Source organism: Desemzia sp. C1 (genome assembly GCF_020882875.1).
Lineage (GTDB): Bacteria > Bacillota > Bacilli > Lactobacillales > Carnobacteriaceae > Desemzia > Desemzia incerta.
On sequence record NZ_JAJIZP010000003.1, the window covers coordinates 2,362,495 to 2,376,203 of the forward strand.

Below are 13,709 nucleotides of genomic sequence, written 5' to 3' on the forward strand. Positions count from 1 at the left end.
AAAATAATTGTAAAATTATTTCAACATCGTTTATTATACCGGATGAAACTGCTGAATGCAATATTAAACTGTAAAGTTTTTTTACTTGATAGGAGAGAAGTTTCTTTCAAAAACCGTCCTATCGGTTCGCCATTCCTTGTGCAAACTGCAAAACAAACAATTCAAACTGCATTTTCCGATCTCCTTGACCTGTTTTCAAGCGATATTCTGCTTCTATTAATCCTTCAAAGGCTTGAGTCAACGTTTGTTCATTATACTTCTTGATTTGCTGACTGGCTAATTTCACACGGTAAGGATGCACTTTTAATGTTTGTCCTATTTCATTTTGCTGGAAACCTTGCTTGGACAAAATCATCACTTGGATCAACAAGCGGAATTGACTGGTCATAATGGCGTTTATTTTAATCGGGTCTTCTTTTTGCAGCAATAGATCTTGGTACAAATCCAATGCCGGTCCAACTTGTTTTTTTAAGACCATTTCATTTAAAGCAAAGATATTTTGTTCTAAAGATCTGGAGATCAATTCTTCCACTGCCGGCTTAAGAATTTTTTTAGTCTCTAATGCATATAAAAAGAGTTTAGGCAATTCTCCAATAGCCGTAGTCAGATTAGCATCAGTCAATTGAATCATCAGGTCAAAAGCCTCCGGAGTGATCGTATATCCTTCGTTGGCGATGGTGTCTTTCAGATATTTTCTTGTATCTTGTTCAGACATCGCTGCTATATCGATGAATGCAGCGGATTTTTTTAATTTTTTAACGATTTTTTTCCGCTGATCCAACTTCTCGTACGGCGCAAAAAAGACTAATACGGTTGAGGGAGATGGATGGTCTAAGTAATCCATCAACCCATCAATGTCATGTTCTACTTTTTGTTTTGTTTTTTCTCCCGTTAAGAAAGCTGGTCGATTCACAAACACCAAACGTCTGTCGCCAAAAAAAGGAATGCTTTCTGCGTCATTCAAGACTGTGCTCAAAGGTGTTTCTTCCATATCAAATGAACTAAAGTTCAAATCCATTTCATCAGAGGAAAGCACATTGGCTATAAAAGCTTTCCTTAAATTATCTGCCAAATAAGCTTCTGTCCCTAACACCACATATACAGAAGAAAATTCTTTTTTATTGATTTTTGCTAGTTCAGTTGTATAGTTCAACTTCTTCCCCACTTTCCATATCCTCTTAATCGTACAAATTGAATCCTTAGAAAGCAAGTATATTTTTACTGTTGTTTAAAACTTTTCATCTTCTAACAAAATCGTTCGAAAATCCACGGAGTGCCTTTTGGGTTCAAATGGAAAGTATTGGTAATGAACAGCTCCATTTAAATCCGTACGAAAAACTTTGACCTGTTCTATCTCAAGCAAGCCAATTACCTCATCATGAGGATGGCCAAATTGATTTGCTTTTTTAACAGAGATCAAAGCAATTTCCGGATCAATTTGGCGAATAAAGCTTTCACTGGAAGAAGTATGGCTTCCATGATGCCCCACCTTGAGAACGTCAACCTTTAAATTAGGGTACTCTTCCAACAGTTTTTGCTCTTCTTCTACACCTAAATCGCCAGTAAATAACCATTTGTACGCTCCAATTTGACCATACAATACTAACGAATCTTTATTTTCCCCTTCTCCAGCTTCAAATGGCCATAGCACATACAAAAAAGAATTCACTTTAACAGGAGCTTTCTTGTCAGCCACTACGCTTGTCAAAGTGATGGATTTTTTTTGCAAAATTTGCGCTGTTTCTCGAAAAAGATCTTTTTTTTCTGTACCTGTCGGGAAAACCACTTCTTCAATCTTTACTCCCTCAGCAATTTCTTTCAATGCTTGAATGTGGTCAGCATCACCATGAGTTGCAAAAACAGTGGTCAACTTCCTGACTCCTTTAGCTTTTAACAGCGGTAAAACATGTCGATTAGCGACTGTTGAAGGAGTTTCTTTCTGCATCCACGTCTCTTCTGTCCCGAACGAAATCATTCCTCCTGTATCAATCAAATGATTGCCTTGACCAAAAGGTTCCTTGATCAAAAAAGCATCTCCTTGTCCAACATCTATCATCACTACCTCACCAAATGGAGAATAGGTTTGATATTGGACAGCCACTAAAAAAACAGCAGCAGCTCCAAACAAAGCTTTCTTCCGGTGTTTCCTTGTTTCTAAAGACATAAACCATAGAATCAAAGCCACACAAAAAATCCCCATTAAAAACACCGGAATCTTTCCGGTTACGATAAGGTTAAACGGGATTTTTGATAGCCACGAAGCAATCCATCCAGGAAAAGACAGCACGGTCTCTAAAATGTTAAGCAGCAGTTCAAAAAATGTCGTGCCTGATATCAGAAAAGAAAGAACTAGGTAAATCAGTAACGGAATCAATACCCATGAAAAAAACGGGATGAACAAAAGATTCGCTATCGTTCCAATCCAAGGAAACTCAAAAAAGTGGAACATCAAAACCGGAGTTGAAGCGACAGTCATCACAAATGAAATCAGCAGATTTTGCGTCCAATAATTGTACCGCGACACCAAGAAAGTCTTAGAAAACAGGACCAGCAGCAAACTCAATCCATAACTCAATTGAAACCCTGCACTGCTGATTTGATAAGGGTCTATCATCAATGCTGCGATCAACGTCATGGACCACACATCAAGAGTAGAAATTCGAATAGTGAATCGCGCAGCACTCAATGCAATAAAACTGGTTACCACAGCTCTAAAGGGACTCGTTCCCCACCCAATCAAACTACCGTAAAAGAAAAGAATAGGCACTAAAATGAAATAACTAGATTCTTTGGTCATACCTGCTCTCAATAATAGATACGAAAAAATGGAAAATAGGAATTGTATATGTAGTCCAGAGATACTCAACAGATGAAGCAATCCCAGATCTTTGAATTGCTGCAACAGCTCTGTCTCGAAAGCACCAACGTCGCCTAACAAGAGCGTCTTCATATAATCACCTATTTTAGGCGTCATCGTCTGATCGATATGTTCCATCAACCGTTCCTTTATAGCCGATAAAGAATAATTTTCCCAAAACGAATGGCTGTTATGGTTTGGCAGAACTTCTAATTGATCAGCTGATAAAATCCAATGGACACGTTTGTTGAATAAAAATTGTTTGTAATCAAACAAATATTGATTCCGATTCTTTTCAGGTCTAGACAGCTCTCCTTCAACAATCAATTTTTGCTTATGATGTTGAGACTGCCACCAGTCTTTTTCTGCTAAAGAATCTATATAATAGAATACAACCACTTTTTCTGACAGGTTTTTTTGCTCAGCAGTTTCTTTGACGACTCCGTAAAATTGCAATTGGTTTCCATCATATTTTACTTCGTCCATTTGCAGCTCGATTAAGAATTTTCCTGAACTCTCAACAAGCGAGGTATCATTGTAAGATTGATGGACACTAGTAAAATAGGCTACACACCCTCCAATAATCAGTGAAGTGAAAAATATCGATTTCTTTTTTAGCCTGTACAACCGCAAAAAGAAGTAACTGGTTATGCCAATGGCTAACCAGTGCCCTCCACTCAACAGGGTACATACAAGAAGGAAAGAAAATAAAGCAGGATAAACAAAGTATCCTCTCAACTATTGATGAAGTTCAGGTTCAGCTTGATTTATTTTGGATTGTTCTTTGACAAGATTGTCCAACTTTCCAAAAAAATCAATTGGCAAACGGACTTTTTCGCATTGAACGTGGGCTTGTTCAATCAACTTTAATGCATACTCATTATTGTGGTAATCCTCTAAATAATAGATTTTCTTGATACCAGCTTGAATGATCATTTTAGTGCATTGCAGACAAGGAAAATGAGTCACATAAACTTCTGCATCTTCTGTATCTACACCAAATTTGGCACATTGAAGAATAGCGTTCATTTCAGCATGGATTGTTCGTACACAATGACCATCCACTACGTAACATCCTTCATCAATACAGTGACTGTCTCCGCTCACTGAGCCGTTGTATCCGCCTGCGATGATTCTTTTTTCTCTAACAATGGTTGCACCAACCATCAAACGAGTACATGTACTTCGTTGCGCCAACAATAAACTTTGAGACATAAAATACTGATTCCAAGGAATTCTTTCCACCATAATGATCCTCCGTTGTTCTATTTTTTACGGTATCTAACCGGATAATTAACTCCAGTATACAAAAGCTAAAAATGAGTTGCAATAAGACTTTACAGTATCCTACTCTGCCCCTACTGTTATTAAGTCTTTTAAAGATTCAAAAGTCTTGTCTCCAATACCTGAAACATTTTTTAAGTCTTCAATAGTTTGGAAAGAACCACTTTCTTCACGATATTGAATGATTTTTTCTGCTTTCTTTTCTCCGATACCGTTCAATTCTTGGAGTTGCTGAGCATCTGCAGTATTGATATTGATTTGGCTTTCTTTTTCCTCACTTTCTGGATTTAAAGATGACAAACTCTCTTCAGTTGACGTCGGTGGTTCTTCTCCAATTTGAGGGACATAAATCACCATTTGGTCCACAAGTTTCAATGCCAGATTAATCTGTGACTGATCCGCAGATACCAAAAAACCTCCTGCCATTTCAATGACGTCCATCATACGCATATCAGAAAATACTGCATACACTCCCGGTTTTTTCACTGCGCCTTTTACATCTACATACACTTCTTCTGTTGGCGAAGCACTTTCTTCTGTGTTCTCGGTTTCGGCCCCCTCCTCTATAGCGGTCGGATCCAATAAGTACTCCTCGGTAGGAGCGTCTAACAGTTCTTCTGGATTTATTTCGCTTTTTCTCGTTGTTGTTAAGAGAAAGAACGAAACTACGATCAGCACAACGCCTAACGACATGCTGATAAGCCCAATCTGTAATGAATGAGTTGCTGCTTTTTCTTTGAGTCTGTACCACACCTTTACCACCTGCTTTCACCTCTTTCTACACTATACGTAAATTAAAAAGCTTCTCTTTTAAATAAAGAAGCTTTTTACACATTGAACTAAATGCGGAAAATCAAAAAAAGAGTAGATGGAATTCTTTCCACCTACTCTTTTTCACTTAATTCAGTTCATTTAAATAATCAATCGCATCTTGGATATTTTTAACAGGTACTATAACCATATCGGTATCGATTTCTTCTGCAGCGGCAACTGCTTCTTCATAATTGCTCTTTAAGTCTGGATAATTTTCTAAAATCACAGGATCGATCTCGTCATCTGGAGCAAAGAATATAGTCGCACCTTCGTCGTCAGCTGCAACGACTTTCTTTTCAATACCGCCGATCCTGCCAATGGTTCCGTCCGCACTGATTGTTCCAGTTCCGGCAATTTCATTCCCATTTCTCAAGTCGCTTCCTTCAAGTTGAGTATAAATCTGCAAGGCAAACATAAATCCGGCTGAAGGTCCTCCAATTCCGCTCGCATCAATCTCTACAGGAATATTCGTAGTGATTTCTGTGTTGTCTACTAAACTAATTCCAAGTCCTGGGTGTTTGGTTTCTTCCATTTCCATCAAATCAGCTGTAACTGTATCTTCTACACCATCCCGTTGAAAAGTGACCTCGACAGGCTGACCTGTTTTTTGCTGTTGGACATAGGCAATAAATTCTTCTGAGCTGTTGAACGCTTGCCCATCCAAAGCTACAATCGTATCACCGACTCGAAGCAATCCTTCAAAATTGGAATTATCCAAAATCGACATGATGTAAACCCCCTTGTACGAAAAGTCATAAGGTTCGTCTGCAGCTTCAAATGCCGCTTGGATCGCACTATTGATTGAACTTGTCATATAAAATTGCTGAAGGTTGTTGTATTCTTCGGAAGAATTGGTTGTTCCAAACAATTCTTCTTCCGTATAGCCATCATGAAAAGGTAAAAAGGTCATTAAATAAGTCAATGGTGTTGCTCTGCGAACCGCTACTGTCGTCAACATATAACTGCCCGGCTCCTGATCCGCTTCATTATCTACTTGGACCAACTCATCCAAATGAACTGCTGATCCAGGAGATTCGATATAATACGGTAATGGCATAAAAACTAATCCTAGAAAAGCTATTAATAAGATGATCCAAACACTATTTTTGTTTATTTTCTTCCTCATCGCAACACGCCCTGTACTAGTTATTTACCAATCTACTCTATTTCATATTTTCCCTTCATTGCTCGGTTGACATTTTCTGGAACTAAACCAGTAATGTCTCCACCAAACATAGCCACTTCTTTTATCAAACTTGAACTCACGAAACGGTATTTTTCATCAGCGGTCAAAAAAACCGTCTCTATTTCTTTATTTTGAGTTTTGTTCATAGACGCCACATCAGCTTCGTATTCAAAATCCTTTACATTTCTTATTCCTCTCAAGAGAACGGTCGCGTTCCATTCTTTGGCCAAGTCAATTGTGAGTCCTCCGGTATGTTGAACGACTGTGACATTTGGCAAATGAGTCAAATTTTCTTGCATCAATTGTACTTTTTCATCTGTAGTAAATAAGCTTTTCTTAGAGGTGTTTGTAGCAACTGCTACTATCAGCTGATCAAATACCGCAGCTCCTCGCTGAATCAGATTAAGGTGTCCATTTGATACTGGATCAAAACTTCCAGCATATAAAGCAATTTTACTCATTCTCGCCCTCCTCTTGAGAAACCAGCTCATAAATCATGATCTTTGTAATCCCGTATTCCGCAGATTTGTACACTTGAGCTTGTTTTATCGTCTCAGGCAAATCGACTTTTTTGTCGACTTCGCATACGATCAATGCTTCTGGTGAAAGCATGTTGTTGTCCAATAACGCTTCTATTTGAGAAACAATTTGTTGTTTAGCATATGGAGGATCAAGAAAAACCAAGTCAAACACTTGTTGCTCGCTCTTCAAATTATTGATTACTCTTGCAGCATCTCCGCGTATAACCTTGAACTTTTCTTCCTCTTTAGTAACAGCTATGTTCTCTTGAATAACTTTTATAGCTGCAGGAGCTTTATCAATCAAAACAGCTTTATCCATACCTCTAGAAACAGCTTCAATGGCTAACCCGCCCGATCCGGCAAACAGATCCAAGCAGTTTCCTCCATCAAAATAAGGTCCGATCATATTAAATAAGGATTCTTTGATTTTATCTGTAGTGGGCCTCGTACTTTCTCCTGGTACAGCTTTTAGCCTTCTGCCTCCGTACTCTCCTGTGATGACTCGCATAAGCTATCTGTCCTTCCGTCAATGTTTTATTCGCAAAATAAAGGAATAGCTATGACATAGCCCATTCCTTTATTGCAGTGGTTCGTTTTATCCAATTTCATTTACTTCATTTTCATAGCATTTCTCTTCAGGTTTTTGAGTAATTTCTTCTAACACATGGTCAAAATTCATATTGATGTCTGTTCGATAAGAACGTTCAACTTTACGAACGAAATGGAAACTATTCAATTTTTTCTCCAAAGCCTCTACTTCTGAACGATTTACATATAAGACTACATATTTCATCCGTTTAGAAACATAGTGGATCAACCCTTGTTTTTTTAGTGTTTTCATATGCTTCAAACTATATACCCAGACAATGATCCCTTGTCTTTCGTTTATCACTAACTCCATAATGTTCCTCCTAACTGTACACATTACCTGCTGTCTTTTTCTTCATTACATTATACCTGTCCATCGACACATCTACAAACTAATTTCAAAACCGTCATCCAAAATCAACAATAATTCGTCTCCTTGATAAGTGATTCCAATTCGACTCATAGATTCGTCCATCAAAATATCCCGATATTCGACCAACGTAAACCATTGCAGCGCATAAACAGAAGGATCTGCCGGTGCAACCTGATACAATAGTCTAACTTTGTCCAAGTCAATCGCCTCTTCTTCTAAAAAAGTCTGAATGGTCGTTTCGTTTAGCGGCTCAGATGCCTCTTCTTCTGTTTCAGATTCTTGGTTGCTGTCGTCATCTCCACCCACTATTTCTACAGCATCATCACTAATGATCACAGCATCTTCACTGGCCTCTTCTGGTGACGCAGGCTCCGGTTGAGTGTTTTGTTCTTGCAGCGAAGCATGAAATTCAAATAATTCATTCCCTACAGCTTCCAAGACTAAGCTCTCTTCTAGCGGAATCAATCCCATTTTTTCTCTCATTACATTGATATAACGAATCGTTTGCTGAGTTCTCACTTTTTCCAAAGCAGCAGGATTGAATTGTTTTACCGGTTCTTGGACGACAGAAGAGAACGGTGTAAGGTCATATAATCCTGTAGAAAGCAGCTTTTCGTTTGTCATGTATTGAATACTGACGATTTCATGCGTCTGACTGTCCATGGTTATTACAGCATACGTTTGATTGTCAAATGCAATTAAAGGCCGATTGTTCAGTTCGTTTTCATCTAAGTTGATTTGTATTGTCTGGTTTTCAAATGGAACAACAAATTCCGGGTGAAATGAAGCGAGCGGATACATTTCTTCTTGTTCCATCCCCATTTCAAACGGAGGAATTTCTACAGACCTTCCGAGCACCAATATTTCTGTAACGACATAATTTTCTACCATAACTTGCAAATAGTCTGTACTGTCGGTTCCGTAGATCCATATTTCACTCGTGTCTGATAGCGTTTCTACTTCTACTGGGTCTCCGTACTCTACTAAAAAATCATCGACAGCTAACCCAACGTAGTTCGCAAATCCAACTGATGGAATCAAAGATTGATCTGTTGAAGACTGCGGCAAGGTAGAGGATTCACTCTCTTCATTATCGCTGATTTCTTCTGGTAATAGAATCGGTTCTTTGGTATCCCATTCAAAAAATAGAGGGAAAAAATAAGTTCCCATTAGAAAAACTACAAATAATACCAGTGTTTTTCTGAATGTTTTCATTATTCTTTCCCTCCTCTTTATTTTATTTTGCAATCATTTCGATCAATAAGTCTCCTGAATCGATGACATCACCGACTTGAACATAAATTTGATCGATTACACCATTTGCGGTCGCTTTGATCGTCGTTTCCATCTTCATCGCTTCTGTCGTGATCAAGGATTGACCTTTAACTACGCGATCGCCTTTTTTGACGGAAATATCTAAAACAGATCCAGACATCGTTGCACCAATATGGTGTTTGTTTGTAGGCTCTGCTTTTCTGCGCAAAGCTTTCGTACTGGTGATACTTAAATCTTTAACTTCTATTTCTCTTCCTTGTCCGTTCAATTCAAAATAGACTACTCTGATTCCTTCTGAATTCGGTTCACCGATTTGGTTCAGTTTAATGATCAACGTTTTTCCTTTTTCAATCTGAACTTCAATCGTCTCTCCAGTACGCATACCATGGAAGAACGTCATCGTATCAAGTAACGTCACGTCTCCGTAACGATTATACGATTGGTCATAATCCAAAAAGACTTGAGGATACATAATATAACTCAGTACTTCTTGTTCGGTTGGCTCTCTATCGATTTTTTCTTGCAATTCTTTTTTCGTACTGTCAAAATCAATATCTTCTGCCAATGTTCCAGGTCTTTGCGTAAACGGCTTTCTGCCTTTGAGAATAATTTGTTGCAGTTTTTCCGGGAAACCGCCAGTCGGCTGTCCCAAATTCCCCATAAAGAAATTGATGACCGATTCCGGAAAATCAATCTGCATGCCTTTTTCATATATGTCTTCGCTGGACAAGTTGTTTTGGATCATGAATAAAGCCATATCCCCAACTACCTTAGAAGAAGGAGTTACTTTAACAATATCTCCGAATAATTGGTTGACAGCAGCATACATCTTTTTAACGTCATCCCATTGATTCCCAAGTCCCACAGCCATCGCTTGCTGTTGCAAGTTCGTATATTGTCCACCAGGCATTTCGTGTTGGTAGACTTCTGTTTGCGGTCCAGTAACACTCATTTCAAATTCTCTATAATATCTGCGCACATCTTGCCAGTAGTGATCAATTTGTTCTGCATTATCAATATTGATTTCTGGTCTTCTTTCGCTCGATTGAGTTGCGTAGTATAAACTGCTCAAGCTCGGTTGGCTTGTCCGACTGCTCATCGCACTCGTTGCTACATCTACTACATCCACACCGGCACGGATTGCTTCGGCATAGGTGAAGATTCCATTTCCGCTTGTATCGTGGGTGTGCAAATGAATCGGCAAATCGATCGTTTCTTTCAATTCACTGATCAATTTATAAGCTGCCTGAGGTTTAAGGATACCTGACATATCTTTTATTCCTATAATATGAGAACCCAATTGTTGCAGTTCAGTAGCCATCTCTTTGTAGTAGTTAAGCGTGTATTTTGTTTGAGCGGGATCTAAGAAATCCCCTGTATAACAAATAGTTCCTTCAGCTATTTTCCCATTATCTCTTACTGCTTGAATGCTTTTTTCCATCTGTGGAATCCAATTCAAACTGTCAAAGATACGGAATACATCGATTCCATCTGCAGCAGCTTGTCGAATAAAGGCTTCAATAGCATTATCCGGATAATTTTGATACCCAACTGCATTAGATCCTCTAAACAGCATTTGGAACAACATATTTGGCATTTCCTTGCGCAATTTTTTCAACCGTTCCCACGGATCTTCATTCAAGAATCGATAAGCTACATCAAAAGTTGCTCCTCCCCACATTTCTGTTGAGAACAGTTGCGGCAACGCTTTTTGTGTATCTGCAGCTATGCCCATAAAATCTTGTGTACGCACTCGAGTCGCTAATAAGCTTTGATGCGCGTCTCTGAAAGTTGTATCTGTCAACTGTACAGCCGTTTGCTGTTTCAACCACGAACTAACAGCTTCAGGTCCTTTTGCATCTAAGATTTGTTTAGCGCTGATGAACGGTTCGCTTGGCGTAATCAGTTGTTGCGGTTTACGCGGCTCATCATAGAAATCTTTTTGTCCATGGCCAATTCCCGGGAACCCATTGACAGTAATATTTCCGATATACGCCATTGTTTTATTTCCACGGTCGCGCAGCTTAGAAAATTGATACAACTCAGGAGTGGAATCAATAAAGGTCGTTTTAGCATTTCCAGAAAGAAACTCTTCATGGGCCACAACATTTTGCATAAATGGAATATTGGTTTTTACCCCACGGATACGGAACTCTTTTAAGGCACGAATCATTTTTTGAGCCGCTTGCTCAAATGTACTGGCTTGCACACAGGCTTTTACCAGCAACGAGTCAAAGAAAGGTGTAACGACTGTTCCTTGGAACCCATTTCCTGAGTCCAAACGGATCCCAAAACCACCTGGAGAACGATACGTGTTGATTTTCCCAGTATCTGGAAAGAAGTTATTCAACGGGTCTTCTGTCGTGATTCGGCATTGAATAGCTGCTCCGATCAACGGGATATCCAATTGTTGTGGAATGTGAATGTCTTTGTGCAGATCCATTCCTTGAGCGATCATAATTTGAGACTGAACAATATCGATTCCTGTGATCATTTCTGAGATCGTATGCTCTACTTGTACACGAGGATTAACTTCAATAAAATAAAAGCGGTCGTTTTCCAACAAGAACTCTACAGTTCCAGCGTTTTCGTATTGAACATGAGCCATCAAATCAACAGCTGACTGGCACAATTCATTTCTTAATTCCTCTGAGATCGACACACAAGGTGCCACTTCGACAACTTTTTGATGTCTTCTTTGAACAGAACAATCACGTTCATACAAATGGACAATATTACCGTTTTTATCCCCTAAAATTTGGACTTCGATGTGTTTTGGATCTTGTATGTAACGTTCTACATAAACTTCTCCACTACCAAAGGCTGCCTTAGCTTCACTTTGCGCTCGGTTGAAACTTTCTTCTACTTCACTAGGGTCGTGAACTACGCGCATTCCGCGTCCACCACCACCAAGAGCTGCTTTTATGATAATAGGATAGCCGTATTTTTCCCCGAAAGTTTTTACTTCTTTTAACTGTTCAACAGGACCGTCTGTTCCAGGAATTGTTTGCAGACCTGCTTCTAGTGCAGCTTGTTTTGCTTTGATTTTATCGCCAAATATATCTAAATGGTGTAATTTTGGACCAATAAAAACAATATTTTCTTCCTCACAGCGACGAGCGAATTCAATATTTTCCGATAAAAAACCATATCCAGGATGAATAGCTTGCGATCCTGTATCTTTTGCAATGCGAATGATATCTTCAATATCTAAGTAAGCTTCAATAGGTTTCTTTCCTTTTCCTACCAAATAAGCTTCATCTGCCTTAAAACGGTGCACAGATCCTTCGTCTTCTTGAGCATAAATTCCGACTGTTTTTATGTTCAACTCAGTCAATGCTCTGAAAATACGAATTGCAATTTCTCCTCTGTTAGCGACTAGGACTTTTTTCATGTCATCTCTCCTTAGATATTTACTGAATTATACTAGATGTATTCTTGTTTTCTTGCATTTCTTTTTGCAGGTTGTTTCTTTTCTTCTCTTCTTTTCATAGCAGCACTGACATTCAAGACAATCCCCATGGAAGCAGATAAGACCAAAATACTAGATCCCCCATAACTGATAAAAGGGTAAGTCACTCCAGTAATCGGCATTAAGCCTAAAATCCCGCCTAAGTTGATAGCGGATTGGATCAATAACATAGTCGCTACTCCAATACACAACAAAGAACCAAAAGGATCTCTTGTTTTTATCCCAACGTAATAAATTCTTAAAATTAAAAACGCTGAAAGAAGTAACACAACTAAAACACCTATTAAACCTAACTCTTCTCCGAGAATAGACATGATGAAATCTGTATACGGCTCAGGCAAATAACCTGTTTTTTGTACACTTTCACCTATCCCTACTCCAAATAATCCGCCCCTATTTAAAGCATAATAAGAATTCACCAGTTGCAGACCAGTAGATTCCGATACAGCAAATGGATCCCAAAACGCTAAAAAGCGATCATACTGATACCCTTCAACAAAAGGAAGGTTTGTTCCAAAAGCTCGAATCAATTCCATAACACCAAAAATCACTGCGCTGCCGATAACCGCTAAGCCAATTCCAAATTTATATGAAATTCCGCTCGTCAATACCATCATGACACCAATGGCTAAAATAATGACAGCTCCACCAATATCAGGCTGTAAAATAACGGGCAGGACAATCAGTGCGACAAACAACAGTAAAGGAGCTAAAAAAGCATTGACGGTCTCTCTTAAATCTTGAACAAAACGGTCTTGCCTTTTAGAAAAGATAAAAGCAAAATACCAAATTACCACAATCTTTGCAAACTCTGCGGGCTGAAGCCCACCTAGAGGCCCCAAACTGATCCATCCCTTAGCTCCGTTTATCTCTTTCCCAAAGAAAAGCAGATAAATCAATAGCAGCACTATAATCCCTATTGCGCTACTGACAAACTTTTTATACTTCAACACGTCTAAACGAAGCATAAAAATAACAAATCCTCCAAACAACCCTACTGTAGCAAATAAAGCTTGGCGAATAAAATAGTGTTGAGGGTTGTCCATCGTTTGAAGCGCTACAAAACTGCTTGCGCTATAGACCATCAACACACCTATACTAGTCAATAATAAATATGGAATGAGGATATAATAATCCAGATAATTTATTTTTTTCATTTGAGCGGCTAAATTAGCCTTAGCCTCCTCTTCTGGTTTCTACAATTTCATTTTTTTGATCATAAACTCTGATCGGTATTAGACAGTCTATTCTTTCCCGTCTAAATCACCAATAAAAACATTATAACAACAAAAAGGCTTGGCAACAATAAGACACTTAAGCAGATAGCCTTTTTTCTGAGA

General features: G+C 38.7%; 11 protein-coding genes. All 11 read right to left on the reverse strand.

The features are described 5' to 3' along the window. Window positions 1–118: 118 nt before the first annotated feature. Window positions 119–1,165: a DNA polymerase III subunit delta gene (holA, locus tag LMF32_RS11845; protein ID WP_230524862.1), complete on the reverse strand. Its 1,047-nt coding sequence runs from the start codon at window positions 1,163–1,165 to the stop codon at window positions 119–121. A 63-nt stretch (window positions 1,166–1,228) separates the two neighbouring features. Then, window positions 1,229–3,595, reverse strand: a complete 2,367-nt coding sequence (locus LMF32_RS11850; RefSeq protein WP_347401918.1) for a DNA internalization-related competence protein ComEC/Rec2 — start codon at window positions 3,593–3,595, stop codon at window positions 1,229–1,231. Continuing rightward, complete coding sequence (locus LMF32_RS11855) at window positions 3,596–4,102, reverse strand: ComE operon protein 2 (protein WP_092481170.1); 507 nt, start codon at window positions 4,100–4,102, stop codon at window positions 3,596–3,598. A gap of 102 nt (window positions 4,103–4,204) precedes the next feature. Beyond that, window positions 4,205–4,894 carry a helix-hairpin-helix domain-containing protein gene (locus LMF32_RS11860; RefSeq protein WP_230524863.1) on the reverse strand — a complete coding sequence of 230 codons (690 nt, stop codon included), beginning with the start codon at window positions 4,892–4,894 and terminating at the stop codon, window positions 4,205–4,207. A 145-nt stretch (window positions 4,895–5,039) separates the two neighbouring features. Further along, window positions 5,040–6,080, reverse strand: a complete 1,041-nt coding sequence (locus tag LMF32_RS11865) for a SepM family pheromone-processing serine protease (RefSeq protein ID WP_230524864.1) — start codon at window positions 6,078–6,080, stop codon at window positions 5,040–5,042. A gap of 32 nt (window positions 6,081–6,112) precedes the next feature. Continuing rightward, on the reverse strand, window positions 6,113–6,601 hold the full coding sequence (gene coaD, locus LMF32_RS11870; protein ID WP_230524865.1) for a pantetheine-phosphate adenylyltransferase: 489 nt from the start codon (window positions 6,599–6,601) through the stop codon (window positions 6,113–6,115). Beyond that, window positions 6,594–7,169 carry a 16S rRNA (guanine(966)-N(2))-methyltransferase RsmD gene (gene rsmD, locus LMF32_RS11875; RefSeq protein WP_230524866.1) on the reverse strand — a complete coding sequence of 192 codons (576 nt, stop codon included), beginning with the start codon at window positions 7,167–7,169 and terminating at the stop codon, window positions 6,594–6,596. Before rsmD ends, coaD begins: the two co-directional genes overlap by 8 nt. 87 nt (window positions 7,170–7,256) lie before the next feature. Then, window positions 7,257–7,562 carry a YlbG family protein gene (locus tag LMF32_RS11880; RefSeq protein ID WP_230524867.1) on the reverse strand — a complete coding sequence of 102 codons (306 nt, stop codon included), beginning with the start codon at window positions 7,560–7,562 and terminating at the stop codon, window positions 7,257–7,259. Window positions 7,563–7,634: 72 nt separating this feature from the next. Continuing rightward, the gene (locus LMF32_RS11885) at window positions 7,635–8,837 is read right to left on the reverse strand and encodes a CAP-associated domain-containing protein (protein WP_230524868.1); all 1,203 of its coding nucleotides are present in this window, start codon (window positions 8,835–8,837) and stop codon (window positions 7,635–7,637) included. 22 nt (window positions 8,838–8,859) lie between these two features. Beyond that, window positions 8,860–12,291 (reverse strand): pyruvate carboxylase, encoded by a 3,432-nt coding sequence (locus LMF32_RS11890; RefSeq protein WP_230524869.1) that lies wholly within the window; start codon window positions 12,289–12,291, stop codon window positions 8,860–8,862. A 32-nt stretch (window positions 12,292–12,323) separates the two neighbouring features. Beyond that, window positions 12,324–13,526, reverse strand: a complete 1,203-nt coding sequence (locus LMF32_RS11895; RefSeq protein ID WP_230524870.1) for an FtsW/RodA/SpoVE family cell cycle protein — start codon at window positions 13,524–13,526, stop codon at window positions 12,324–12,326. Window positions 13,527–13,709: the final 183 nt, after the last annotated feature.